The 25,156-nt window shown below is 68.8% G+C and carries 26 protein-coding genes; 5 read left to right on the top strand and 21 right to left on the bottom strand.

All coding sequences use genetic code 11. The features are described from left to right. Window position 1 precedes the first annotated feature (1 nt). From EXE58_RS10900 to EXE58_RS10870, 7 genes are all read right to left on the bottom strand, one after another. A complete protein-coding gene (locus tag EXE58_RS10900; protein ID WP_135267910.1) occupies window positions 2–982 on the bottom strand; it encodes an NADPH:quinone oxidoreductase family protein in 981 nt (326 codons plus the stop codon). Further along, the gene (locus EXE58_RS10895) at window positions 979–2,313 is read right to left on the bottom strand and encodes a PucR family transcriptional regulator (RefSeq protein WP_135267909.1); all 1,335 of its coding nucleotides are present in this window, start codon (window positions 2,311–2,313) and stop codon (window positions 979–981) included. The genes EXE58_RS10900 and EXE58_RS10895 overlap by 4 nt, the downstream gene beginning before the upstream one ends. Continuing rightward, window positions 2,310–3,968 carry an AMP-binding protein gene (locus EXE58_RS10890; protein ID WP_135267908.1) on the bottom strand — a complete coding sequence of 553 codons (1,659 nt, stop codon included), beginning with the start codon at window positions 3,966–3,968 and terminating at the stop codon, window positions 2,310–2,312. Before EXE58_RS10890 ends, EXE58_RS10895 begins: the two co-directional genes overlap by 4 nt. Before the next feature lie 443 nt (window positions 3,969–4,411). After that, window positions 4,412–4,594, bottom strand: a complete 183-nt coding sequence (locus EXE58_RS10885; protein WP_135267907.1) for a hypothetical protein — start codon at window positions 4,592–4,594, stop codon at window positions 4,412–4,414. Beyond that, complete coding sequence (locus EXE58_RS10880; protein ID WP_135267906.1) at window positions 4,578–4,847, bottom strand: hypothetical protein; 270 nt, start codon at window positions 4,845–4,847, stop codon at window positions 4,578–4,580. Before EXE58_RS10880 ends, EXE58_RS10885 begins: the two co-directional genes overlap by 17 nt. After that, entirely contained in the window at window positions 4,844–5,881 is a 1,038-nt protein-coding gene (locus EXE58_RS10875; RefSeq protein WP_135267905.1) for a hypothetical protein, read from the bottom strand. The genes EXE58_RS10880 and EXE58_RS10875 overlap by 4 nt, the downstream gene beginning before the upstream one ends. Further along, a complete protein-coding gene (locus EXE58_RS10870; RefSeq protein WP_135267904.1) occupies window positions 5,878–6,486 on the bottom strand; it encodes a UGSC family (seleno)protein in 609 nt (202 codons plus the stop codon). The genes EXE58_RS10875 and EXE58_RS10870 overlap by 4 nt, the downstream gene beginning before the upstream one ends. A gap of 229 nt (window positions 6,487–6,715) precedes the next feature. On the opposite strand from EXE58_RS10870, the gene EXE58_RS10865 reads away from it, so the two are divergent. The 3 genes from EXE58_RS10865 to EXE58_RS10855 all read left to right on the top strand — a co-directional run bounded on the left by EXE58_RS10865 (window position 6,716) and on the right by EXE58_RS10855 (window position 8,871). Next, window positions 6,716–7,603: an NAD(P)-dependent oxidoreductase gene (locus EXE58_RS10865; RefSeq protein WP_135267903.1), complete on the top strand. Its 888-nt coding sequence runs from the start codon at window positions 6,716–6,718 to the stop codon at window positions 7,601–7,603. Further along, window positions 7,600–7,968, top strand: a complete 369-nt coding sequence (locus EXE58_RS10860; protein WP_135267902.1) for a nuclear transport factor 2 family protein — start codon at window positions 7,600–7,602, stop codon at window positions 7,966–7,968. The genes EXE58_RS10865 and EXE58_RS10860 overlap by 4 nt, the downstream gene beginning before the upstream one ends. Before the next feature lie 141 nt (window positions 7,969–8,109). Further along, complete coding sequence (locus tag EXE58_RS10855; protein ID WP_167288812.1) at window positions 8,110–8,871, top strand: SDR family NAD(P)-dependent oxidoreductase; 762 nt, start codon at window positions 8,110–8,112, stop codon at window positions 8,869–8,871. Window positions 8,872–8,975: 104 nt separating this feature from the next. Here the strand turns inward: EXE58_RS10855 and EXE58_RS10850 are convergent, their stop codons facing one another. Next, the gene (locus EXE58_RS10850; protein ID WP_167288810.1) at window positions 8,976–9,776 is read right to left on the bottom strand and encodes an SDR family NAD(P)-dependent oxidoreductase; all 801 of its coding nucleotides are present in this window, start codon (window positions 9,774–9,776) and stop codon (window positions 8,976–8,978) included. Window positions 9,777–9,985: 209 nt separating this feature from the next. Here EXE58_RS10850 and EXE58_RS10845 point away from each other — a divergent pair, with 209 nt between their 5' ends. Continuing rightward, window positions 9,986–10,735: an SDR family oxidoreductase gene (locus EXE58_RS10845; protein ID WP_135267899.1), complete on the top strand. Its 750-nt coding sequence runs from the start codon at window positions 9,986–9,988 to the stop codon at window positions 10,733–10,735. Between the two features lie 9 nt (window positions 10,736–10,744). Here the strand turns inward: EXE58_RS10845 and EXE58_RS10840 are convergent, their stop codons facing one another. From EXE58_RS10840 to EXE58_RS10795, 10 genes are all read right to left on the bottom strand, one after another. After that, entirely contained in the window at window positions 10,745–11,914 is a 1,170-nt protein-coding gene (locus EXE58_RS10840; RefSeq protein WP_135267898.1) for a PucR family transcriptional regulator, read from the bottom strand. 78 nt (window positions 11,915–11,992) lie between these two features. Next, window positions 11,993–13,654 (bottom strand): AMP-binding protein, encoded by a 1,662-nt coding sequence (locus EXE58_RS10835; RefSeq protein ID WP_135267897.1) that lies wholly within the window; start codon window positions 13,652–13,654, stop codon window positions 11,993–11,995. 379 nt (window positions 13,655–14,033) lie between these two features. Continuing rightward, a complete protein-coding gene (gene npdG / locus EXE58_RS10830; RefSeq protein WP_135267896.1) occupies window positions 14,034–14,699 on the bottom strand; it encodes an NADPH-dependent F420 reductase in 666 nt (221 codons plus the stop codon). Between the two features lie 109 nt (window positions 14,700–14,808). After that, window positions 14,809–15,597: an SDR family oxidoreductase gene (locus EXE58_RS10825; RefSeq protein ID WP_135267895.1), complete on the bottom strand. Its 789-nt coding sequence runs from the start codon at window positions 15,595–15,597 to the stop codon at window positions 14,809–14,811. Window positions 15,598–15,616: 19 nt separating this feature from the next. After that, window positions 15,617–16,636 (bottom strand): phosphotransferase family protein, encoded by a 1,020-nt coding sequence (locus EXE58_RS10820; protein ID WP_135267894.1) that lies wholly within the window; start codon window positions 16,634–16,636, stop codon window positions 15,617–15,619. Between the two features lie 2 nt (window positions 16,637–16,638). Then, window positions 16,639–17,856, bottom strand: coding sequence for an acyl-CoA dehydrogenase family protein (locus tag EXE58_RS10815; RefSeq protein ID WP_135269541.1), 1,218 nt, complete (start codon window positions 17,854–17,856; stop codon window positions 16,639–16,641). A 58-nt stretch (window positions 17,857–17,914) separates the two neighbouring features. Next, complete coding sequence (locus EXE58_RS10810) at window positions 17,915–18,736, bottom strand: SDR family NAD(P)-dependent oxidoreductase (protein WP_135267893.1); 822 nt, start codon at window positions 18,734–18,736, stop codon at window positions 17,915–17,917. 102 nt (window positions 18,737–18,838) lie between these two features. Next, on the bottom strand, window positions 18,839–19,540 hold the full coding sequence (locus EXE58_RS10805) for a TetR/AcrR family transcriptional regulator (protein WP_244242179.1): 702 nt from the start codon (window positions 19,538–19,540) through the stop codon (window positions 18,839–18,841). Continuing rightward, window positions 19,537–20,487, bottom strand: coding sequence for an NADPH:quinone oxidoreductase family protein (locus tag EXE58_RS10800; protein ID WP_135267892.1), 951 nt, complete (start codon window positions 20,485–20,487; stop codon window positions 19,537–19,539). The genes EXE58_RS10805 and EXE58_RS10800 overlap by 4 nt, the downstream gene beginning before the upstream one ends. A 78-nt stretch (window positions 20,488–20,565) precedes the next feature. Beyond that, on the bottom strand, window positions 20,566–21,237 hold the full coding sequence (locus EXE58_RS10795; protein ID WP_135267891.1) for a dihydrofolate reductase family protein: 672 nt from the start codon (window positions 21,235–21,237) through the stop codon (window positions 20,566–20,568). Window positions 21,238–21,254: 17 nt separating this feature from the next. Here EXE58_RS10795 and EXE58_RS10790 point away from each other — a divergent pair, with 17 nt between their 5' ends. Beyond that, window positions 21,255–22,157, top strand: coding sequence for a dihydropteroate synthase (locus EXE58_RS10790; protein ID WP_135267890.1), 903 nt, complete (start codon window positions 21,255–21,257; stop codon window positions 22,155–22,157). A 78-nt stretch (window positions 22,158–22,235) separates the two neighbouring features. Here EXE58_RS10790 and EXE58_RS10785 read toward each other — a convergent pair whose 3' ends face one another. The 3 genes from EXE58_RS10785 to galE all read right to left on the bottom strand — a co-directional run bounded on the left by EXE58_RS10785 (window position 22,236) and on the right by galE (window position 25,065). Continuing rightward, window positions 22,236–23,099, bottom strand: coding sequence for a type IV toxin-antitoxin system AbiEi family antitoxin domain-containing protein (locus EXE58_RS10785; protein ID WP_135267889.1), 864 nt, complete (start codon window positions 23,097–23,099; stop codon window positions 22,236–22,238). A gap of 149 nt (window positions 23,100–23,248) precedes the next feature. Beyond that, window positions 23,249–24,040, bottom strand: a complete 792-nt coding sequence (locus EXE58_RS10780) for an N-acetylmuramoyl-L-alanine amidase (RefSeq protein ID WP_135267888.1) — start codon at window positions 24,038–24,040, stop codon at window positions 23,249–23,251. An 11-nt stretch (window positions 24,041–24,051) separates the two neighbouring features. Continuing rightward, window positions 24,052–25,065 (bottom strand): UDP-glucose 4-epimerase GalE, encoded by a 1,014-nt coding sequence (gene galE / locus EXE58_RS10775; protein WP_135267887.1) that lies wholly within the window; start codon window positions 25,063–25,065, stop codon window positions 24,052–24,054. Window positions 25,066–25,156 lie beyond the last annotated feature (91 nt).

Raw genomic sequence — 25,156 nt, 5'->3', positions numbered from 1 at the left:
CTCACAGCTCGACGACCACCTTGCCGAGGGCTTCCCTACTGGCAAGGGTCGTCAGAGCCTGCTCGGCCTGGCCGAACCGCAGCGTCGTCCCGATCCACGGCCGGACCCGCCTCTCCTGGGCAAGCGACTCGAGCTGGTCGATGAGCTCGGGTCCGTAGTCGGGGTGGCGTTGGACCCACGGCTCCAGGGCCACGCCCATGACACTGAGGATGCGCAGCAGCAGCCGGTTCACCCGGACCTCGGGGATGCCGCCTGCGGCGAAGCCGACAACCATCAGCCGGCCACCGACATCGAGCGCGCGCAACGAGTCCGTGAACCTGTCACCGCCCACCGGATCGATTACCACGTCGACACCGTGGCCGGTGAGCTCACGCACCTGGCGCGACCACTCCTGATCGGTGAAGAGCACCTCGTCGGCGCCACAGTCACGGGCGACGGCGGCCTTGGCGTCCGACGAGACGACTGCGACAAGCCGGCCAGCACGTCCCCGCAGCAGGTCCAGCGTCGCCGTCCCCACACCGCCGGAGGCCCCGTGGACGAGGACTGACTCCGCCTCCACGAACCCGGCGCGACGCAGCGCGAAGGCGGCGGTCGCATAGTTGAGGAAGAAGGCCGCGCCCGCCGTCCAGGACATCTCGTCTGGGATCCGCACGGCATAACGGGGGATGCCTAGCGCGCGCTCAGCCACGGCTCCCCAGACGCTCAGTCCCGCGATGCGATCACCCGCGCGGAACCGCGACGACGACGGCGCCTCGAGCACAACGCCGGCGTACTCGCCCCCGGTCACGTACGGCGCCTCGGTGCCATGCTGGTACTCGCCACGGCTCTGCAGCACGTCTGGAAATGCCACAGCCGCTGCTCGCACCTCGACGAGCAGGCGCTCGCCGTCAGCCCATGGATGCGCGCCTTCTGGCTCTGGGACGCCGTCTCGGAGGGTCGCTTGGTCGGGTCCGATCTTCTCCGGGATGACGAGCGCTCTCACGCAGTGTCCTTCTTCGCCGCCACCTTCTGCACCATCGGCTGGTGCTCACCGAACGCGGGAATGGCAGGATGCCCCTCGAGCCGCAGCACGAGGAGCGCGGTCTGCGCGCTGAGCTGGTCATTTGCGTCCGATGCGACATCCAGGCCGGTGAGCTCGTGGATCTTCGCCAGGCGGAGGCGCACGGTGTTCTCGTGGATGCCCAGCAGGGCAGCTGATTCACGGACGCTGTGGCCGGTGTCGAAGAAGCACTGCAGGGTGCGAAGGAGATCGGGGGTGCCCGGCAGCCCGGTCAGGAGGGCACCGAGCACGTCCTGGACATAGTGCCGAACCGCGCCGAGGTCACTGTTCGCCACGAAGAGCCTGGCTGGACCCAGGTCGTTGACAGAGACCACCTTGCAGCCCGGACGGGAGAACCGATCGATGCAATGGATCACCTCCCGGGTCTCTCGGTAGGCGCGTTCCAGCGCGCCCATGCGACTGACGCCCGACACGCCCACCGCGACCTCTGGCTCACCGAGCTCCGTCATGACCGCGGTCATTGCGTGCTTGACCGACTGGACGAACGCGGCGCCTGGCGCCTCCTCCGGGACCTCGACGAGCAGGATCACGCCCTCACTGCCACGGGTGGGGAGCACCTCGACGCCCAGCTCAGCAGCGACGCTCTCGGACAAGGCCTCTTCGTCATGGGGTTCGGAGCCCGACGCCTCGGAGACGTAGACGACGACGCGGTCAGCTCGTGGCTGCACGCCCAGGTAGTCGGCGGCGACCATCAGGTCCGCCACGCTGGTCGTGCCGCGAACGAGCTGACGCGCCAGGGTCGAGCGGGCATTCCAGGATGCCTGCGCAACCCGACGCTGCGCCGAGTACTCACTGGCTAGGTGGAATGCCAGCCTCGCAGCAAAGCGGGCGTCCTCACGCCCGAAACGTGCGGAGACCTCGGCGACCACCAGCCACGCAAACATGTGGTCGTCCCGGGACACGGGGATCAGCAGGTGGCGACGCGCGATGCCCAGGGCTGGCTGGACAGGCACGAGGGTCGGTTCGGTCGCCGCGAGGCTCGTGGGCCTGCTCTCCAGCAGCCGATGGAGCTCGGGCTGACGGAAGTCCGACCCTCGGGCCTGATACGACCGAGCGACCACGCGGTGCCGGGAGTCGAGCACCCAGAGCGGGTTGGGGCTCAACGAGGACGCGTGGCGCACCAGTCCGGCGATGCCCCCTCCGTGGGCGGCGACGGCGGACAGCTGCATCTCGAGCGTCAGCCACCGGTTCAACTCTCCGATGTGCGCCTCGAGGGCGGTCGAGTCGTTCCTGTTGCTCTGCTCCTGCGTCATGAGACCTTCTCCGCGATGTCGGCCCGCAGCACGTGCTTCTGGATCTTGCCAGTGGCCGTCACAGGGAACTCCGAGACGACCTCGAGCCGCTCCGGCAGCTTCTGGGTGGCGACCTTGTGCTCCTTGAGGTGGGCGATCACCTCCTCCAACGTGGGCGGGTTGTCGGGGTCTTCGGAAACGATGTATGCACACACCTTCTCCCCCAGGCGCTCGTCCGGCATTCCGACCACCGCGACGTTGCTGACCCCGGGCATGCGCAGGAGGTGCTCCTCGATCTCGCGCGCGCTGATGTTCATCCCGCCCCGGATCACGATGTCCTTGAGCCTGCCGGTCACTCGGACGTAACCGTCCTCGTCCATCCGGCCGAGGTCACCAGACTTGGAGAAGCCGTCAGGCGTGAACAATGCCTTGGTCTCGACGTCGTCCCGGAAGTACTCGATCATGTGGCTGGGGCCGCGGTAGGCGATGTCGCCCTCCTCGCCGCGCGGCACTTCCTGCCCTCGCTCGTCGACGATCTTCACCTCGGCACCCCGGAGAGCTGAGCCGTCTGAGTTCACCGAACGCTCGGGCTCGTCGCGCACGGTGCACATCGTCGTCAGGTAGTTCTCCGTGCGCCCGTAGAGGCTGAGGGTCTGGCACCCCGAGAAGATCTGGCGAGATTTTTCGACCACCACGCTGGGAATGGGCGCGCCCGCGCAGACCCATCGGCGCAGCGAGCTCGCGTCGTGCTTAGCAGGGTCGAAGGCCGTCATGAGCATCTGGAGGAAGGCCGTTGCCGTTACCGCCGTGGTGCAGCCGTACTGCTGGATTCGACGCAAAGCCTCCTCGGGCTCCCACACCTCCATCAGGTACGACGACGCGCCGGTCACCAGCGGAAGAGCGAAGCTGGTGATCAGCCCCGTGCCGTGGCCCACCGGCGAGGGGCCGAACTGCACGTCACTCGGACCGTAGTCGAGGCTGTGCGCGATGGCCTCGGCGCTCGCCCGTACGGTGTTGAACGTGTGGAAGCAACCCTTCGGTCGCGACGTGGTGCCCGAGGTGTACACGATCAGGAAGGCATCGTCGGGCGAGCTGTCCGGTCCGATCTCCGCCTCGAGATCGGTGAGGTCGCCCTCGACCCGGAGCCCGTCGAGGGGCTTGCCGAGTGCCGGGGCGAGGCCCGCGTCGGCGCGGGCCACGAAGACCTGGCCCAGCTCGGGGCACTCGGGGCGAAGACGATCGAACATCGCCACGTAGTCGAAGCCGCGGAACTCGCCGCAAGTCACAGCCATCACGGCCCCGGAGTGGGAGATCACGTAGCTGACCTCGGCGTCGCGGTAGATGGGCATGATCGGAACGACGATCACGCCGATGCGCGAAGCTGCTGCGACGACCAGCGCGAACTCCGTCCAGTTGGGCAGCTGGACCGCGATTCGGTCTCCGCGCTCCAGCCCCGTCCGCTTCAGGCCAGCTGCCAGGCGCACAGCCCCCTCCGCCATCTCGCCGTACGTGTATGACGTCGTGCTGTCGAAGATGAACGGTGCGTCGGGCCGCTCGAGCGCGTGGGACTGGACCACTGCGTTGAGACTGGACGACTTCCAGAACCCTTCGTCGTAGAAGGAGGCGATCTGCTCCTCCGTGTAGCGATCCTGGATCGTCTTCAGCACAGCGCTCATGGGTGGCCCTTTCAGCGACACTTACCTCTTGGATCTGAGATTAGAATGGTCTGACCGTTTAGGCAAGGGGTCTTGCGCGCTGTGCGGCCGTACGGGCCAAGCATCGATACACCTGTTGGAGCAACGTCCTCGGATCGTGCTGCCGCACGTTGTCGCCCCACCGTCACGGGGAAGGACTCGACGCAGCCGACACGCTTGGGGGTCTGTAGTCCCGCGAAGCCGGGTCCGACGGGGTGCATCGACAGAGCGGTCTCGACGCGCATGGACGACACGTGCTCTCCGCCGGACTTCACGATGTACGTGACGCGGTGGAGCATTACCGACCCGAGCTTCTCCACCCACTCCGGGGGCGGCGCCCACACGGCAGTCGCCCTCGCGGATCGCCGCTTCCGTCAGGGCTCGGTCGGGCAGGGCGCCGTCCGAAACAGCCTTGCCACCGCAGATCAGCGACTCGACGTGACACGCTCCAGCACGTCACCCACGGATGTCCGGTCCCACCTGTTGTCGGCACGACGGTTGCGCAGGCTGACGACGTCGAAGTCTTCGGGTGCGACATTCGTCGTGCCAGGGTCCTTCTTGGTCACGACGGGCCCGAGCAACGAGGTCACGTCACTCTGCGGGCTCACGAGGATCCGAGATCTGAACCTCGGGCGGAGAGCTGCTCACCTGGGCGAGACGAGTGGTGAGGATGCCCTCGAGGTACGCGCGCGGCATCACGCACTCCGCACACTCCGCGTCCTGCAGGACGAGGTCGAAGCGGAGTCGATCGGGCGAGGCCTCGCGCAGCTCCAGTCGTCCCCCGTCGATGGAGATCATGCCGGCGAGCTCGTCGATGACTTCGATCACGGGCCGGCTGAGAGCCTCGTGGACAGTGGTCATCGAGCCACTCCCTTCGGGATCAGCGTGGTGACAGGGGCGCCGAGGTGCGGGAGCAGGACCTGGGTCTCGGGAATCCCCGTGCCACCTGCGGTCGTGACGAGCATTCGCTCGGGTGCGGAGATGGCGCACGCCCGATCGCGAGGGCCTGTCGTCGGGGCCGTGATGCGGTCGAAGGTGTACTCCTGGATCATCTCCTTGGACCAGCCGTGCTCGTGGAACACCTGCCGGTGCTCCGGACCCACCACGACGATGAAGGCGAGCTCGTCTCCGAGGAACACGTCGTCCGCGGTGTCGCCGAGCCCCTTCCAGAAGCCCTTCCAGCGAAGGTCCGCGACGAGGTCGTCCAGGATCCCCTCGGCGCTGCGCGCGACGCTGTTGCTCTCGAGGGTGCCCCAGGCACTGAACATGGTGACGGTGCTGTCCTCGGAGGTGAAGCCCAGCTGCTGGTGCATGGGAGTCCAGGGAGCCCCCATCTCCTCGTCCTCGCCGAAGCAGAAGGAGTACCGGGCCGGCGTACTGAAGATCGCCCGGTCCAGGACTCCCGGCACCGACTTGCAGACGTTGCGGATCACCAACCGGAGGGCGCGTCCGATCGTGGCGTTGGCCCGGAAGCCGGGCCCCAGACAACCTTGGCCACTCGCGATCCCGAGCTCGTGCCGCACCGGTCCGTTCACGATGAGAGCGTGCGACGGGCCAGCGAGGCTTGCCGTGGTGCAGTGGGAGTTGCCGAGCAGGCTGAGATGCGCGCGCACCGCGGCCACCACCACGGGGAAGTACTCCGGCAAGCACCCTGCCATGACCGCGTTCGTCGCCGCCGCTTCGGCCGTGACCGTCACCTCGCGCGTGGGAACCGATCCGAGCACCTCGTCGGGCCGGAGGCCGGCGGCGTCGAGGAACTGCATCACTGTCTCGGGGTCCGGTGCCACCACGGGGAGGCCGTCGGTCCAGCCTCGTTCGTAGGCGCCCGCGAGGAAATCAGCGTGGGTGCTGAATGTCTGCGACTCTCCGCGCAGCAGCTCCTGGGTCGCGGTCATGACGCCGCTCCGCTCGTCGTACGCACGGGCTCACGGTCGACCCGGAGACCCAAGGCCATGTCCTCGAGCACGGACTCGTCGAAGATCCGGCGGAAGACAGCTGGGGCGAGGTGGCGCGCAAGCTCGCGTGCCGCTTCGTCCTCCCACGCGGCGACCGGAGGATTGAGGTCACCCAAGACCTGGGGATAGTCCGCGTGGCCGCTGATCTCGGAGATCGCGGCAACGGCGGGCTGGAGTGCCTGGTGGCCCACGTACACGGCCGGGATACCAGACCACTCCAGCTCGAGAGCGTCACGAACCGAGCGGGTGCTGCAGCTGCCGCATCCGCCGAATCCGGTCACGACGACGTCCGCGGTCCGGATCTGCTGCCACTGCTCGTCCGTGGGGGGAACCGACTTGCTGTCCTTGACCACCTTGACGTAGGAGTCGAACCTCCCGCGCTCCATGAGTTGTACGACGAGCTCGTCGAAGAAGACCGTCGAGTTGCCCAGCCCGTTGCACAGCACCCCCAGCCGCAACCCCACGGTCCGCTGCGGGCGCGGCGCCAGCTGGCGCTGAGCGCTCGCATTCGGCTGCCATGTTGGATCCATCACCGTCAACGACATCTTGTGCCTCCTCGTTGCCCACCGCCCGCAAGGTCGGGCTGGTTCGACACTCTCGACGCTAGGAGTCCGATCACCGTTGGCGCTACGGCGACGACGAAGACTTCGACCGCGAAACTTTGGAGATTCCACAAGTAGCGTGGCTTCCCGTCGCGGACGGCGATGGAGGTCGATCCAGCGCCGGCAGGTTCCACGGGTTGTGGGGTCGTGACGCTCTTCCTAGGGTCCGCTCATGCGAATCGGATACATCGGGTTGGGAGAGATCGGTGCGCCCATGGCGATGCGGGTGCTCGGCGCCGGGCATGAGCTGACCGTCTGGAACCGCACGAATGCGAAGGCGGCACCGTTTCGGGACGCCGGCGCGGTCGTTGCCGACTCGGCGGCGGCAGTGGCCGAGCGCAGCGAGGTGGTGCTGCTGTGCATCGACACCGCGGCCGGGCTGGAGGATGTCCTGCTCGGTTCCACCGGGATCACCCAGTCGGTGAAACGCCCGCGGGTGGTTGTCGACAGCTCGACCATGCACCCTGAAGTCACTCGTTCCCTGGGGCACCGGTTGGCCGCCGAAGACATCGGCTTCGTGGACGCGCCTGTGTCTGGTGGGCCGCGGGGAGCTGAACAAGGCACGCTCGCCGTGTTCGTCGGCGGGCAGGACGACCACGTCGCTCTGGCGCGACCCGCACTCGAGGCGTTCAGCAGCCGCATCAGCCACCTGGGGCCACTCGGCTCAGGGCAAGTGGCCAAGCTCTGCAACCAGATGGTCAACTTCGCCACCATGGCCGCCTTGGCCGAGGCAGCTGCCACCGGACGCGCATTCGGGCTGGACGCCGACGCACTGCTGCCGGCCATGGGGAGCGGTCTTGCCGACTCCGCGATGCTGCGCGAGTACAGCCGGGGCCGGTCTGCTGGCGAGAGCACCAACATCACCGGGATCATCAACGCCCTGCGAGGGCTGCTGCTCGGCTACGAGGACGGTCCAGCCGGCGGACGCGTCGACATCCTCTTGAAGGACCTCGGCGCCGCGGTCGACGTGGCACGGGTCAGCGGCTCCGCAGCGCCCGTGTCCGGCATGCTGGAGGGCCTCTACCGGACTCTGCACAACGCCCAAGCCACCCAGCGATGAGTGATCCCGGCACTGTCGCGACCGAGTTCCTCCTCCGCTGGACTGACTCCTTCTGCTCAGGCGACAGCGACGCCCTCGTGGACCTGTACACGGACGCAGCCCTGTTCTTCGGCTCGGCGCCAGACCTCAAACGCGGAATGGAAGGCGTCCGCAGCTACTTCACCGACCTCCCCAGTCTGCACGAGCCGCACGTGGACTTCGAGGTTCTCGCGAGCGAGGCGCCGACACCGGGGACCGTCACGTGCGCGTCGATGCTCACGTTCCGCTGGACGGGCCATGCAGGCACCCGCGTCCGCTTGACCCATGCCCTCGTGGAAGAGGACGGGGACTGGCGCTGCGTCCTGCACCACGCCACGACCATGTAGATCGAGCTGACATCTGGTCTAGCCCGAGCAGCCGGCGATCGTCCTTGGTCTCTGGTCCCGACATCTGCTCAGATGTGCGTCTCCACAGTCTCCAGCCCGCGACGTCTCGCCCCAACCTATGGCGACCCGTACGTTGCGTTCATGAGTACTGATCAGGACTTCGCCGGAAAAGTCGTCATCATCACAGGAGCAGCCGGTGGCATCGGCGGGGCGACGGCGCGCCGGTTCGCTGCCGACGGTGCCGTGCTCGCTCTGGTCGACCGTGACCACGAGCCCCTTGCCGAGGTTGCGGACGCACTCGAGGGCCACGCCTTCCCCACCGATCTGCGTGACGAGGATGCCATCGACACGATGGTCGAAACCGTCGTCGCCGAGCACGGACGGATCGATGTCCTCGTCAACATCGCCGGCATCTTCGTGGGCACCGAAGGACTCATAGAGGAGACGCCTCGCAAGCTGTGGGACCTGAGCCTCGACGTCAACCTCCGGTCGACCCACCACCTGATCGCTCGTGTGGTGCCGCACATGTCTGCAGCAGGCGCAGGCGCAATCGTCAACACCTCTTCGACCCAGGCTCGCGCCGCTGATGTGGGTTGGGCGTCCTACGGGATCGCCAAAGCCGGTGTCGAGTCACTGACCAGGTACGTCGCCACGCAGTACGGCCCACGCGGGATCCGGTGCAACTGCGTCGCCCCGGGCGTGACGGCGACGCCGCGGGCCATGGAGCGATTCCCCGAGGAGCGCGCCCACGCGATCGAGGTGAACACCCCCCTACGTCGGTTCGGGCGACCCGACGAACTGGCGGATGCCTACTACTTCCTGGCCTCAGAGAGGTCGTCGTTCATCACGGGCCAAGTGCTGGCTGTGGACGGTGGGATGACCGTCCACCTCCCCACCACCTGACGTCAGCTGCCCGGCGCCCGTCCGGTTCGCGCATTCCCTGGCGGACGAGGATGGGAGCTGGCGCTGCGTCCCCCGCCGCGCTACGACCATCTGGCGGCACGCGTTCAGGACGCAGTGATGACCGAGCCCCCGTCGACAGGCAGCACCTGTCCGGTCACGTAGGCAGACAGGTCGCTGGCAAAGAACTCGACGGCACCGGCGATGTCCTCGGGTGTCGCGAACCTCCGCATCGGGATCGCGTCGCGGTCCGCGTCGGTCCCGATGCCGCGCGCCACGGCCCCAGCTATGACACGTCCAGTCGCGACGATGCCTGGCGACACGCAGTTGACGCGGATCCCAGCAGGCCCCACTTCGAGCGCCAGAAAGCGGGTGTACTGCATCATCACGGTCTTCGCCAGGGCGTACGGCGTCAGCAGCCCGCCCTTGGTGGCTGGGTCCAGGGCCGCGCGCGTGCCCACATTGACGATGGACCCGCCTCCCTGCTCACGCATGACGGGGACGACGGCCTGGCAGCACATGATGGCGGTGTTCGCATTGAGCTTGATCATGTCGTCGAGGTCCCCCAGCGGCATTTGCGACGCCCAGCTGCGCTCGACAGGGGTCAGTGCCCCTCCCGCGTTGTTGACGAGGACGTCGATCCGGCCGAGATCCGCTCGCGTCCGGTCCGCCACCTCGTGGCAGAACTCCGGCTCGCGCAGGTCGCCCTCGATCGAGAGGGCGCGCCGGCCCCGGCGCTCCACCTCCTCCTGCACGGTGCCCGCCTCGGCCTGTTCGCCGTAGCGCTCATAGCTGGCAGACAGGTCGCGACCCACCAACGCCACGTCGAAGCCCCTGTCGGCCAAGCGCAGCGCCACAGCTCTCCCGATGCCGCGCCCTGCCCCGGTCACGATCGCTACCTGAGTCATCGGGCCAACGTCACCCATCGACGCGGCCTGTCACAACCGTGATGGCCAGGCACTGTGTGGAGACCTCCATCCCGGTCGGCGGCCATCGTTGTCCCACCGAAAATTTGTCTCGATACTGCCACGGTGACGATGAGGGGGACGGCACCGGGGAAGCCTGCGCCAGGCAGAGTGCAGAAGGGCGCCGCGACCAATTGCAGGGCCGTCGCACGATGAGCGCGCTCTCCGGCTGCGTCGCCCTCGTCACCGGCGCGACCAGCGGCATCGGCCGCGCCGTTGCCGTCGAGTTGGCAGGACAAGGAGCCCATGTCGCGGTCACCGGCCGCCGCGAGGACCGATTAGCTTCCTTGGCGGCCGAGATCGGCCAGGACCGGGTCCACGCCATCCCGGCCGACCTCACCTCCGCTGCGGCGGCCACCGCAGTCGTCTCCGATGTCGTCGCGCGCTTCGGACGCCTCGACGTCGTGGTCAATGCTGCCGGCGTGATGCTCAACGGGCCGACAGCGAAAGCAGACATGGGGGAATGGGAGGCAATGGTCGACCTCAATCTAAAGGCTCTGCTCTACGTCACCAAGCACGCGCTCCCACACCTGGTCGCAGCCGTCGATTCTCCGCGTGGCGTGGCCGACCTGGTCAACATCTCGTCGATCGCCGGCCGCTTCGCCAACCGCAACGTCGCGGTCTACAACGCGACGAAGTTCGGAGTCACCGCTGCTTCCGAGTCATGGCGCCAGGAGTACGCCCCGATGGGCGTGCGGGTGAGCGTGGTCGAGCCGGGTGTTGTCGACACCGAGCTGTTCGGCCATCAGCAGTCGGCGGTCCAGGAGCACTACGAGCGCCTCTTCGACGGGGTCGAAAGGCTGCGGGCCTCCGACATCGCCGAGGTCGTGGCGTTCATCGTCACTGCACCGCGGCGGATGGCTGTGGCTGAGGTCGTCGTACGACCGACCGATCAGGTCTGACCGTTCCTGTCAGAGTGGCGCGAGCCCGGACGAATGGTGGCGTTGCCACTCGAGAGCCCACCAGATCATCACCAGGTCGGACACGTCGGACAACGACAACGCGGTAAGAATCGTGAATCGATTCAGTCGGTACCTCACGGAGTTGGGGTGCAGGCTCAGCTGCTGCGCGACCTTGTCGACATCCATGCCGTTCTGGATCCACGCCTCGACTGTGGTCAGCAGCGCGTTGGCCCGGCCGGCGTCGGCCCCCAGCTTCTCGATGATGCCCGAATGGAACCTGGCTCCCAGGTCTGGGGACTCGACTACGGCAACACGTGCTCCGAGCGACTCGATGGAGACCACGCCCTCCAAGCCGAGGTCCCTGCCGATGATGACAGCTCGCGACGCCTGGGCACAGGAGTGAACGAGACCGGACAGACCCGTGCGAGGACCTTCGCCGATCAGCATGCCCTCGGTGCGGGGGTAGGAGTCGAAGGCAAGGGCCACCAGATCGCCCTCGGACCGGCACATCGCCAGGATCGACCCGTCGCGGGTGTGCCGAGCTTCGTAGCTGGACAGCACGTGCTCCGGTCCGTGCAACCGGATGGGAACCACCTGCACGTCGCTCTCCGGTGTCAGGGCACGGACCAGCTCAGGACTCGACGCCGACCTGCCTGCGAAGAGTGAGGCCACGTCGGCCACCAGCGCGCTCCGCCCGTCGTCAAGGGCTTGGTTCTCGATCTCCCGGATCGTCGTCGTCATGACGTCGATCAGACTGCGGTGCAGGGACATCAGGTGCACCCCGAGCCTGGCGAGGACCGCGGGCTCGCACTCGCGCTCGGCAGCGACGTCACCGGCAGAGCTCCAGACGCTCTCGATGCTCCTGGACAACGAGTTGAGGATGTCAGCCGCCTGATAGCCGCTGCTCATTCTTTGCCGCGTCGACCGCTGAGCCAGATCACGATCCTCTGCCTGGAGGTCCGAGCCCTCGATCAGGGCCCGTTGGATCAACATGCGCTGACCCGCTCCGACGAACGGTCGCAGGTCTTCCGCACTGGCGAACCCATATCCCGGCGTGCGCTGGCTCGGCTCCAGCAAGCGTTCGACCAGGCGGTCGACGTCGCGGAGCAGCAATCGGCCCACGGTCGCGAGCTCCACAGCGATCGAGTCCTCGGAACGCTGCTCACTCGATGGATCCATTGCTCCTCCTGGCTGCACCGGGGAGGGACCATTGCGGGGCGCGACCGGATGCCGGCCCGAGGCTCGTCTGCTAGCCGCTCACCCCTTGAGCTTCTCGGCGACGTCGGCGCGCAGCAGGTGCTTCTGGATCTTGCCGGTGGCCGTCATCGGGAAACCTTCGGTGATCTCGATGCGCTCGGGGAGCTTCTGCGTGGCCACGCCGTGGCTCCGGAGGAACTCTGCGGTCTGCTCGACGCTCAGGGGCTCCGCCCCGGGCTTGAGGATGACGTAGGCGCATACCTTTTCGCCCAGACGCTCGTCGGGCATGCCGACCACCGCCGCGTTCTCGATCGCGGGGTGGCTCAGCAGGTGCTCTTCGATCTCTCGGGCGCTGATGTTCATTCCACCGCGGATCACGATGTCCTTCAGGCGACCCGTCACGCGCACGAAGCCGTCCGCGTCCATCCGTCCGAGGTCTCCCGAGCGGGAAAAGCCGTCAGCCGTGAAGAGCGCGGCAGTCTGTTGTGGGTCGTTGAAGTACTCGAGCATGTGGCTCGGCCCGCGGAAGGCGATGTCCCCCTCCTCGCCGCGTGCGACCTCATTCCCCTCGGAGTCGACCACCTTGACCTCGGCGCCAGCCATGGCAGAGCCGTCGGAGGTCACCGAGCGCTGGCTCGGGTCGTCCACCTTGCACATGGTGGTGGTCATGTTTTCGGATCGGCCGTAGAGGCTGAGCGTGCGACAACCGGGGAGCATCTCGGCCGCTTGCTCGATCACCGACCCCGGGATCGGCGATCCGGCGCACACCCACAGGCGCAGGCTGCTCGGGTCGTGCCTCTCGGGGTCGTACGCCCCCATGAGCATCTGGATAAAGGGCGTCGCGGTCACGGCCGCGGTGCACTTGTGCTCCTCGATGCGGCGGAGCCCCTCCTCGGGGTCCCATGCCTCCATGAAATGGGTCTGGGCTCCCACAAGCATCGGCAGCAGCACGCTGGTGACCAGGCCCGTGCTGTGGGTGATGGGCGAGGGACCGAACTGCACGTCGTCGCTGGTGTAGGCCAGGCCGTCAGCCATTGCCCTCGCACTCGCGTGCAGGGTGTTGAACGTGTGGTAACAGCCCTTGGGCCGGCTGGTGGTGCCGGAGGTGTAGACGATCAGGAACCCGTCATCCGGGCTGCTGTCGTCGCCCGCCTCGGTCTCGAGTTCTTCGTGGGACCCTTCCACCAGCAAGTCCTGGAACGCGAACGTACCGTTGTCGACGGCCTCTGACGGGCGGACTGCGACCAGGAAGCGGACGTCAGGAGCGTCGGCGCGCAACTCTTGGAACATGCGCAGGTGGTTGAACCCCTTCATCTCCTCACACGTGAACGCTGCGACTGCACCGGAGTGCCGGAGGGTGTACCCGACTTCGTCGTCACGGTAGATGGGCATGATTGGGACAATGATCGCGCCGATGCGGGAGAGTGCGGCAGCGATCACCGGGAACTCGGTCCAGTTAGGCAGCTGGACAGCGACCCGATCTCCCCGTTCGATCCCCTGCCGCTTGAGGCCGACCGCCAGCCGCAGCGCCTGGTCGTGAAACTCTGCGTAGGTGAGTGATGTGGTGCTGTCGAAGCAGAAGCGGCGATCACCGTGGTTCTCAGCGCGCTCAGTGATCAGTTCGTAGAAGCTCTTCGACTGCCACAGTCCAGCCTCGTAGTAATCCTTGATCTGATCCGGTTCGTAGCGGTCACGGACCTGTGTCTGCGGCTTGGTGGCCATCGTTCTCCTTGAGCTGTGGCGACGAGCTGACGGGTAAGCGGGTCCAACACATCATAAAATGGTACGACCATTATTACAATTGCTCCCGCGTTCTAGGAATGGCTGCCGAGAACGCATCCACCCTCCTGGAGCAGGCTGAGGCCGACCTCCGCGTCGCGCCTACTCGCCTCTTGAGGGCCACGAGCGCCACCGACAGCTGAGCGCTGACGCACTCACCGGATCTGCAACCACCCCCGAACAGGTGGCCGCGCTGACGCAGGACTCGAGTGCCCAGGTGACGGGACAGGTGGTGACGATGGACGGCGGCCACTCGCTGGGACGCGCCGGCCAGGTCTGAGCGGGCCAGAGGACCACGTCCCCGGCTGACAACACCCGCCGGTCAGACGTCGGTGACCCGCACTCCGGCATGCGCCTTGTAGCGACGGTTGACCGCGATCAGGTTGGCGGTGAACGCCTCGACCTGGTGGGCGTTACGAATGCGACCGCCGTAGACCCCCCGCATGCCGGGCACCACCGAGGCCAGCGCCTGCACGAGGTCGGTCGCCTCGCGGTCGTCGCCGAGGACGAGCACGTCGGTGTCGACGGACTCGATCGAGTCGTCCTCGAGCAGCACGGCGCTGACGTTGTGGAAGGCACCGACCACCCGCGACTCGGGCAACACGGCCGCGGCCTGCTGGGTGGCCGAGCCCTCCTCGACCTTCAGGGCAAAGGGCCCCTGCTTGTCGAAGCCGAGGGGGTTGACGCAGTCGACGACGATCTTGCCGGCGAGCGCCTCGCGCAGCGACTCGAGCAGCTCCTTGTGGCCGTCCCACGGGACCACGACGAGTACGACGTCGCCCGCAGCGGCCGCGGCCGCGTTGCTGGCACCGGTGATGGGTCGCCCCGTCACTTCGGCAAGCTCGGCGGCGGTCGCCTCGGCGCGCTCGGCGGCGCGGCTTCCCAGGACGACCGTGAGGCCGGCCCGTGCGAACCGCCGGGCGAGCCCGCGTCCCTGTGGGCCGGTGCCTCCCAGGACGGCGATGGTCAAGTCCTGCAGCTCGCTCACGGCGCCTCACTCCTGTCTGGTGCTGTCCCCGGCACCCTGCCACGCGACGGGCGCCGCGTCGTCCATGGGGTCGCAGGGTGGGCAGGCCGCGCACATCTTTCCTGCGCCGTTAGCGGACGTGCGTGACGCCGCCGTCCACCGTGATGGTCGAGCCGATCACGTAGTCACCCGCCCGGGAGGCGAGGTAGATCGCCGCGGCCGCCATGTCCTCCGGCTCCCCGATGCGGCCGGCGGGGATCCCTGCTCTGATCTCCTCGCCGTGGTCGCGCGCGGCCTTGTTCATGTCGGACGCGAAGGCGCCCGGGGCGATGGCGGACACGGCGATGCGGTCCTTGATCAGCTCGACCGCCATGCGACGGGTCAGGTGGACCAACCCGGACTTGCTGGCGTGGTAGCTGTAGGTCTCGAGCGGGTTGACGGACAGGCCGTCGATCGAGGCGATGTTGATGACCTTGGCCAGGTGGTCGGAGGATGCGGCCACGAGGTCCGGCTTGAGCGCCTGGGTGAGGAAGAAGGGCGTCTTCACGTTGAGGTCCATGACCTTGTCCCACCCGGCCTCGGGGAACTCCTCGAACGGCGCGGCCCACGCTGCCCCGGCGTTGTTGACCAGGATGTCGAGGCTCGACTCGTGCTCGCGGTAGGCCGCGACGAGCTGGGCGATCCCCTCCGCGGTCGACACGTCGGCAGGTAGTGAGACGCAGTGGCCGTGGTCCGCGAGCTCCGCGGCGGCCTGGTCGCACGCCTCGGCCTTGCGCGCCGAGATGTAGACGCGGACGCCGTTGCGCACGAAGCCCTCGGCGATCATCCGGCCGATCCCGCGTGACCCCCCGGTGATCAGGGCGCTGCGCCCCTCGAGCGAGAACAGGTTGTCGAGGGAGAGCGGGGTGGTGACTGTCATGGGACTCCTTGGTCGGGTTTCAGGTGGTCAGGTCCAGCGCCCTGGCGACGAGACCGTCTGTCAGCTCCGCCGGCGGCGGTCCGCCCTCGGCGGCGTTCGCAGGCTCGTCGCGCGCCCGGCGTCGTACGCCCTCGACGATGATGGCGACCTTCCACATCCCGAGGGCCTCCCAGAAGGCGAGGTCCTCCAGGTCGCGCCCGGAGGCCACGGCGTACGCCTCGGCGACGTCGCGGCGGCCCGAGAACCCCGGCAGCCGGGTCGCGTCGAAGAGCCCGATCCACGGGTCGCCCGCCTCGGGCCAGTAGGCGAGGGTGGAGCCCAGGTCGGCCAGCGGGTCGCCGAGGGTGCACAGCTCCCAGTCGAGCACCGCCCGCACGGCTGCGGTCCCCGGGTCGAGGATGACGTTGCGGATGTGCAGGTCGCCGTGGACCACGGAGAGCGACGTGCGCTCGGGCACATGGTCGTGGAGCCAGCCGGTGAGCCGATCCAGGTCGGGGAGGTCACGGGTCCGGCTCGCCTCCCACTGGCGGATCCACCGCTTCAGCTGGCGCTGGGCGTACGACGAGTGGCTGGCCAGGTCCTGCAGGCCCACCTCCTCGAGGTCGACCGCGTGCAGCCCGGCCAGCACCTCGGCGAGCCCCGGTCCCACCCGCGAGCGTTGCTCCTCGGTCATGGCCTCCGCCACGTCCATGCGGTCGACGACGAGCCCGTCGACGTGCTCGACCACCAGCAGCGGGGCGGCGCACACCGCGTCGTCCTCGACGAGCCCGACGACACCGGGAGTCGGCACCGCGGTCCCTGCGAGCGCGGTGAGGATCCGGTGCTCGCGCGCCACGTCGTGCGCGGAGGCGAGCAGGGTGCCGAGCGGTGGCCGCCGGGCGACCCAGCGGTGGGAGTCCTCGTCCTGCACGAGGTAGGTGAGGTTGGACTGGCCCAGGCCGATCCGCTCGACGGCCACCTCCCCCACCACCGGCTCGCCGCGGGAGGCGAGCCAGCGGCCCAGGGCGACGGCGTCGAGCGCGGTCGTCGTACTGCTCATGCTCACCGCTTCTTCGGCGACCAGTCTGGGTCGCGGCGTCGCAGCTCGGTCATGGCGATGGTCCGCTTGTGCACCTCGTCGGGGCCGTCGGCGAGCCGGAGGGTGCGCTGGTGGGCGTAGAACGACGCCAGCGGGAAGTCGTTGCTCACCCCACCGCCGCCGTGCACCTGGATGGCGCGGTCGATGACCTTCAGGGCCATCTGCGGTGCGGCGATCTTGATGGCCGCGATCTCCACGCGAGCCTTCTGGTTGCCGACGGTGTCCATGAGGTAGGCAGCCTTCAGGGTCAGCAGCCGAGCCATCTCGATCTCGATCCGCGACTCGGCGATCCAGTCCTGGATGTTGGCGCGGTTGGCCAGCGGTTCACCGAAGGTGACCCGGCTCTGGGCCCGGTCGACCATCAGGTCGAGGGCGCGCTCGGCCATGCCGATGGAGCGCATGGCGTGGTGGATCCGGCCGGGCCCGAGACGGGCCTGGCTGATCATGAAGCCGTCGCCCTCGCCGGCGAGCAGCGCGCTCTTCGGGACGCGGACGTCCTCGAACAGCACCTCGGCGTGACCCTCGCGGTCTGCGTAGCCGAAGACGGGGAGGTTGCGCAGCACGGTGACGCCGGGGGTGTCCAGCGGCACGACCATCATGCTCTGCTGGCGGTGCTTGGGCCCGTCAGGATCGGTCTTGCCCATGACGATCAGCACCTTGCAGTTGCGGTGCATCGCGTTGGAGGTCCACCACTTACGGCCGTTGAGGACGTACTCGTCGCCGTCCTTCTCCATCCGCAGCTCGATGTTGGTGGCGTCCGAGCTCGCCACGGCGGGCTCGGTCATCGCGAAGGCCGAGGCGATCTCACCGGCGAGCAGCGGCTTGAGCCACTTCTCCTTGTGCTCGTCGGTGCCGAAGAGCGTCAGCACCTCCATGTTCCCGGTGTCGGGCGCGTTGCAGTTGATCGCCTCGGGTGCGAGGTCGGGACTGCGGCCGGTGATCTCCGCGAGCGGTGCGTACTCCATGTTGGTCAGCCCCGGACCCCACTCGGGGTGGGGGTGGAAGAGGTTCCACAGCCCCTGCTTCCTCGCCTCTGCCTTGAGGTCCTCGAGCACCTGCGGGTGGTGGTGCGGGTCGCCGGACTCGGCCATCTGCTCGCGGTAGACGGGCTCGGCCGGGTAGACGTGCTCGTCCATGAAGGCGAGCAGCCTGTCGTGGTAGTCACGACCTCTCTCGGTCATCTCGAACACAGGGACTCCTCTCGACCGTCCAGGCGGTCTGGTGTGGGTGAGCAGGTGCTCACGGTCGGTCGTCTGCCAGCGAGTCGGCATAGCGCTGCATCCCGGCGATCCACCGGTCGTGGTCGGCGGCCTTGCGCCGGACCATCTCCGCGACCTGGGGGTGGGGCAGGACCAGGAACCTGTCCTGCTCGACGGCGTCGACCAGGAGGCGCGCGACCTCCGCCGGGGACAGGACGTCGCCGGCGTCGGTGACTGCGCGTGCCATGGTCCGCTCGAGCGCGTCCTCGGACTGCCGGCCGTGGTTGAGCATGTCGGTGTCGACGCCCATGGGACACAGGCAGGAGACGCCGATCCCGCGCGTGCCGTAGGTGACGGCGAGCCACTCCGCGAAGGCGACGGCCGCGTGCTTGGAGACCGAGTAGGTGGCCGAGCCGATCTGCGTCAGGAGCCCGGCCGCGGACGCCGTGCTGGCGAAGTGGCCGCTCCCCCGCTCCAGCCACTCGGGAACCAGCAGGGTCGCGGCGCGCACGTGCGCCAGGAGGTTGACGTCCAGCGCCTGGCGCCACTCCGCGTCGGAGGCGCCGAGCTCGCGCGTGCCGGGGACGCCGGCGTTGGCGACGAAGAGGTCGACAGGGCCGTGCGCGCGACTCGCCTCGGAGAGGACGGTGCGCAGGTCCTCGGTGCGGGAGGCGTCTGCGGGTACGGCGCTCACGCGCCCCGGGTGGTCGGCGCCCAGGCGCTCGGCGGTCTCGGTGAGTCGCTCGGCCTGCAGGTCCGTCAGAGTCACGCCGGCACCGCGCAACAGGAGCTCCTCGGCCACGGCGGCGCCGATGCCTCCGGCTGCGCCGGTCACGACTGCGCTGCGTCCTGCGACGTCCACGGTGTTCCTTCCGACGGGTTGGCTCCGCAACCTACTTGAATCCGGATTCAGGTTCAATAGGGGCGCACTACAAGGCTGTCTGTGCCGGGAGCACAGTCGCTCTCAGGCGTCGCGCCCCTCGGGCGCCATCTGCAGAGCGTTGACCCACAACCGGGTGCAGGTCTCGACGAGGTCGTCCATCGGCACCTCGTCGCCCAGGCAGAACGTGTGGTACGCCATCCGGCTCACCATCGAGGAGAGCGCCAGCGACGCGAGCACGGCGTCCAGGTCGGTGTCGACCAGGCCCTGCTCCTGCAGCGCGGCGATCCCCTTGGCGTTGCGGTGGGCGAACGCCTGGCTGCGCCGGCGGCGTACCTCCCGGAACTTCGGGTCGATCGCCGCCACCTGCTCCAGGATCATCATCAGCTTGGCGTTGCGCCGGTAGGCCTCGAAGTAGGCGCGGTTGCTCGCGCGGATGATCGCCTCGGGCGAGCTCTCCTCCTCGCTCAGACGCGGCATGCCCGGGTTGAGCATGTCGTTCTGGGCGCCCTCGATGACGGCCTGGAGGATCTCCTCCTTGTTGGTGAAGTAGGTGTAGAAGCTGCCCGTCGAGCAGTGCGCCTCGGCCGTGATGTCGGTGAGGCGCGCCTCGAGGTAGCCGTCGCGCTCGAACACCACGCGAGCCGCGGCGACCAGGGCCGCCCGGGTCCGCGCCCCCCGCGGGGTCGTCGGCGTCTTCAGCGCGGTGACGTCGGCCAGGGGCGGCATGTCCCCCTGGCCGCTCGTCCCCGCGGTCTCGTCCGACTCCTCCGTCGTCGTGCTCACGGGGTGAGCAGCACCTTGCCTGTGGCCGCGCGCTCGTCGAGGCACACGAGTGCGTCGCTGGCGTCGGCGAGGGGATAGGTCGGGCCCAGCAGCGGGTCGAGCGCGCCGCTGCTCAGGTGGGGCAGCAGGGCCTCCCACTCGCTGGCGATGTGACCGGGCCTGGACAGGGCGTAGGCACCCCAGCCCACGCCGACCACCGAGACGTTGTTGAGCAGGAGCCGGTTGACCTTCACGGTGGGGATCTCGCCGGCGGTGAAGCCGATGACGAGCAGGCGGCCGTGCTCCTTGAGGGTGCGCAGCGAGTCGGTGAAGCGGTCGCCACCGACGGGGTCCACGACGATGTCGACCACCTGGCCGACCTGCTCGCGGAAGCCGTCGGCGAGGACGTACTCGTCGGCACCCACCCCGAGCGCGATCTTGCCCTTCTCCTCGGTCGAGACCACCGCGATCACCCGGCCGGCGCCGAACGCCTTGGCCACCTGGATCGCCGCCGTGCCGATGCCACCGGCGGCGCCGTGCACCAGCACGGTCTCGCCCTCCTGCAGGTGACCGCGCTCGACCAGGCCGAAGTAGACGGTGCAGTAGTTGAAGAGGAAGGCCGCACCGCTCTCGAAGCCGACGTCGTCGGGGAGCTTGAAGGTGAGGTCGGGCTGGGCCTGGACCACGTCGGCGAACCCGCCGAGCAGGCACAGCGCGGCCACCCGGTCGCCTTCGCTGAGCCCTGACCCCTCCGGGGCGTCGACCACCACTCCGGAGACCTCGGCGCCCGGCGTGAAGGGCAGCTCCGGCTTCATCTGGTAGAGCCCGCGACTCTGCAACAGCTCGGGGAAGGCCACACCTGCGGCCCTCACCTCGATGGTGACCATCCCCTCCTGTGAGGGGGCAGGCACGTCGACGAGCTCGACCGCCTCGGGACCGTCGAGGCTGGTGATCTGGATGGCACGCATGTGTCTCCTTCGGTTGTCATCGCACCGTAGGTGAAGTCGAATCCGAGTTCAACACCCCGTCTCACCTCGCGGCGGGACCTATGCCACCAGCCACCGGCCCAGCAGCGTGCCGTCCTCCTCGAACAGGGCGGCCGGCGTGAGGTCGACGTCGACGTCGGGCCCCGCCACGATCCGCAGGTGGCCGCCGCCGATGATGCGGGGCACGACCGTGTGGCACAGCTCGTCGACGACGCCGGCGGCGAGCATCGCCCCGAAGAGGTGCGGCCCGCCCTCCGACAGCTGGTCGCGCCAGCCGCGCTCGGCCAGCCGGGCCTTGAGGGCGACGAGGTCGATGGTGTCCTCGCCGAGGACCAGCACGTTCTCCTCCCCCAGCAGCGCGTGGCTCGCGTCCAGCGAGGGAGCGCTGGCCACGGTCGCCATCAGGATGCGTCCGGGCGGCGCGTCGCGCAGCGAGTGCGGTACGTCGCCCGACCTGCTCACGACCACCAGCGGCTTGCGGGGTACGACGTACTCCTCGGCGCGCAGCGTCCCGGCACCCACCACCAGGCAGTCGGCGTTGCGGCGCAGCAGGTTGAAGACCCGCTTGTCGGCGGCGTTGTTGATGCTCTTGCTCAGGCCGTCGCCGCCCTGGGCCGCGCCGTCGGCCGTGCTGACGAAGTTCACGCGCAGCCACGGGTCGGCACGGGGGGCGTAGAGCTCGGTCAGCTCCTCGTCGTCGAGGTCGGCCAGCCGCTGCAGCGTGAGATCCATGGGCCTATCGTGCACCCGTGATCACGCTCGCCGACCTGGCCGCCCTGCAGGCGCAGCACGCCGAGGCGTGGGACGCGACGGTCGCGCCGGTCGTCGTACCCTCCCCCGCCGGGGACCTCGTGATCGGCGACGGCCCGGTCACGTTGATGGGGTGCGTCAACCTCTCCCGCGACTCGACCTACCGCGAGAGCGTCGCCGTCGACTCCGACCACGCGGTGCGCATGGGGCGCGTCCAGGCCGCTCAGGGCGCCGCGATCATCGACCTGGGGGCCGAGTCGAGCCAGGCTGCCGCGGCCCGCGTCGGCGTGAGCGCCCAGGTGGCAGCGCTCGTCCCGGTCGTCGAGGCGCTGAGCCCGGAGGTCGTGGTGTCGGTCGAGACCTACCACCCCGACGTCGTACGCGCCTGCCTGACCGCGGGGGCGCGGGTGCTCAACATGACCGGGCGGGAGCACGAGGAGCAGATGCTCACCCTCGCCGCCGAGCACGACGCCGCGGTGGTGATGTGCTTCGGCGACGCGGCCAACGTGCGCGAACCCACCGACGTGCCGCCGGACACCGACCCGATCCCGGTCCTGCTCGACCACTTCGCCCCGCGCCTCGAGCGCGCCCTCGAGCTCGGGGTGTCTCGCGTGGTCATCGACCCCGGCATGGGGTTCCACTACCGCAACCTCGTCGACCCGCTCACCCGCTCGCGTCACCAGGCCCGGGTGCTGGCCCAGACGTTCAGGCTGCGCCCGCTGGGCGTCCCGGTCTGCAACATCCTTCCCCACAGCTTCGACCTCTTCGGCGACGAGTTCCGCAAGGCCGAGGGCTTCTACGCGGTGTTCGCCGCCCTCGGCGGCGCCCACCTGCTCCGCGTGCACGAGGTGCCCCACCTCCGGGCGGTGCTGCACGCCCTCACCGCGCTCGAGGTCCGCTGACGGTGGCGGCAGACGACATCCACGCCGGACCAACACAGGCAGTTCACCCGAGACCGCAGGACCACAGCGCTGAGCCAGTCACCAGGTGCGGCGAACTGCCTGCTGGAGTCGGAGGTCGACGACGTCCTGGAGCGCCTGCCGGCAGTAGTCCGGGTCGAACATCACCTCGTCCCAGGTGAACCGCACCACCACCAGGCCGCGGCGCGCGCAGCTGGTGTAGCGACGCACGTCCCGCGCGAGCGACGGGGCGTCGCTGTGGAATGCGAACGACTCGCACTCCACCACGATGCCCAGGATGCAGTCACACAGGTCAACCCTGCCCACCCCGTCGATCCACACCTGGGGTTCCACGGCCAGGCTCGCCACGTCGGCGGCGATGGCGCGGGCGCAGGACTCGAACGGGTTGGCGGCCTTGCCGTTGGCACCCTGGGCGACCCGAATCGCCTTCGCCCGGCCGGTGCGCGGGCTCCTCTCCGCAGCCTTGACCAGCTCCTCCGTCGTCACGGCCCGCTCGCGAAGGGCGGAGTCCGCCACGCAGAGCGCGACGTCGTACGGATATGCCCGGGCGCACGCGATGACGGTGGCGGCGGGCCGCGTGAGGCCAAGACGCACCTCCGTCACCGTAAGGTCCTGCCAGTGCACCTCGAGGTCGCCCTCGGGTCGTGACCGGTTGCGCCACACCGTGATGGTCGGCTTCTCGGGCGGATGCTTTACCTTCCACCCGTGCTCGATCGCTGCGCTCAGGTGGGAGACGGTCCCACCCACCCGCGTCGCCTGAGCGCGGGCCTCCCGGATGTCACCCAGCGCGTAGACCCCACGCCGCAACCGGGTGATCTCACCGGTCGCCAGAGCCGCGTCGAGCTGCGGGCGCGTGACAAGGCACTCGATCTCGTTCCAGCGGGCGACTCCTCCCAGGACCCGGACCGCTTCATGTGGCGTCACGCACGAAGCGTGCCGGGAGTCCGCAGAGCTCGCATCCGCTTGTCCACAGGCACGATCACCGCAGGCAGTTCGTGAGGCCCGGCCAGCGCGACACGCTCGTCTCGTGGGTCTGCCTGCCCGACTGCCTGCTGGAGTACGACGAGGCCGCCTCAGCGCAGGAACCGCCGGATCCCGGCGACCAGCCCCTGCGAGTACGACGCCTGGCCGCGGGCCGACGTCATCCGGCGGGCCTCCGCGGGGTTGCGCATGTTGCCTAGCTCGACCATCACGGTCGGGACGTCGGAGAGGTTGAGGGTGCCCAGGTCGGAGCGGACGTCGATGCCATCGCCGCCGGCGATGTAGTTGGCCGGCTCGAAGCCCGACCTCTGGAGCCCGCGGTGAAGGTCGTGCGCCAGCCGGCGTGACGGCCGGGCGATGTCGTGGGTCCACGGCCGCCGGTCCGCGGGCATGATCACGTGGAAACCCCGGGCCCCAGCGGTGTAGGAGCCGTCGGCGTGGATCGAGACCTTGAGGTCGGCATCGACGCGGTTGCCGGCACGGCCGCGCGCGTCGACGCACGGACCCCAGCGGTCCTGCCGGTTGGACGTCCGGGTCATGGCCACGCGGGCGCCGAGCGCCTCCAGCCGGTCACGCACGCGCACGACCACGCGCCAGACGAACGTCGCCTCCGGGAATCCACCGTCGGTCGCCGTACCCGTGGTGTTGCAGGGCTTGACGAACCCGCCGGCCGGGACGAGGCGGTTGATCTCGCGGGGGAAGTTGTGGTTGCCCAGCTGGTGGCCGGGGTCGATGACCACGGTGCGCCCGGCCAGTGCCCCGGACATCTGGGGACGGGGTGAACGCCCAGCGGCCGGATCCACGTCCACCACGTACTCAGATGACCCCGCTGAGAGGGCGGGGACGAGGAGGACGCCGACCAGGAGCCGGCGGACGAGCACCATCCGGCGGATCATCAGTCGGAGAAGCCCCGCGGGTTCTGCGACTGCCACCGCCAGGTGTCGGCGCACATGTCCTCGACCGTCCGGGTGGTTGCCCAGCCGAGCTCCTCGTTGGCGCGGGTGGGGTCGGCGTACGACGTGGCGACGTCACCGGGGCGGCGGTCGACGACCTCGTAGGGCAGCTCGCGACCCACGGCCTTCTCGAAGGCGTGGAGAAGCTCGAGGACGCTGGTGCCGCGGCCGGAGCCGAGGTTCCAGACGTTGACGGGCCGGTCGGTCCGGGTCAGCGCCTCGAGGGCGGCGACGTGGCCGGCGGCGAGGTCCTCGACGTGGATGTAGTCGCGCACGCCGGTGCCGTCGGGGGTGTCGTAGTCGTCGCCGAAGACGCTGAGCTTCTCGCGCTTGCCGACGGCGACCTGGGCGATGAAGGGCATCAGGTTGTTGGGGATGCCGGAGGGGTCCTCGCCGATGGTCCCCGAGGCGTGCGCGCCCACGGGGTTGAAGTAGCGCAGCAGCGCGAAGCGCATCTCGGGCGAGGCGGCCGCGACGTCGCTGAGGATCTGCTCCTGCATCACCTTGGTCCAGCCGTAGGGGTTGGTCGCGAACGTGGGGCGGTCCTCGGTGGCGCCGGCCTGGTCGGTGCCGTAGACGGTCGCGCTGGAGGAGAAGACGAGCTTCTCGACGCCGTGGCGCTGCATGGCGCGCACGAGGGAGAAGGTGGAGACGAGGTTGTTCTCGTAGTAGTCGAGCGGCTTCTGCACGCTCTCGCCGACGGCCTTGAACCCGGCGAAGTGGATCACGGCGTCGAAGCCCTCGGCGGCGAAGAGATGGGCGGTCTTGTCGTGGTCGCACAGGTCGAAGGAGTGGACCGGGATGTGCGTGCCCGTGAGGGACTCCAGCCGGGCGATGACGACGGGGTGCGCGTTGCTGAAGTTGTCGACGACGACGACCGAGTGACCGGCCTCGATGAGCTGGATCACGGTGTGGGAGCCGATGTAACCAGCGCCGCCGCTGACGAGGATCTTCATGGCGGTCAGACTACCGACGGGTCTCGTGACGGGACTTCGTCCCTCCTCGACCAGCGGGGGTGACGGGACTTCGTCCCTCCTCGACCAGCGG

Source organism: Nocardioides seonyuensis, from assembly GCF_004683965.1.
Taxonomy (GTDB): Bacteria; Actinomycetota; Actinomycetes; order Propionibacteriales; family Nocardioidaceae; genus Nocardioides; species Nocardioides seonyuensis.
The sequence above is the reverse complement of the archived record's forward strand: the minus strand, read 5'-3'. Positions and strand labels throughout refer to the sequence as shown.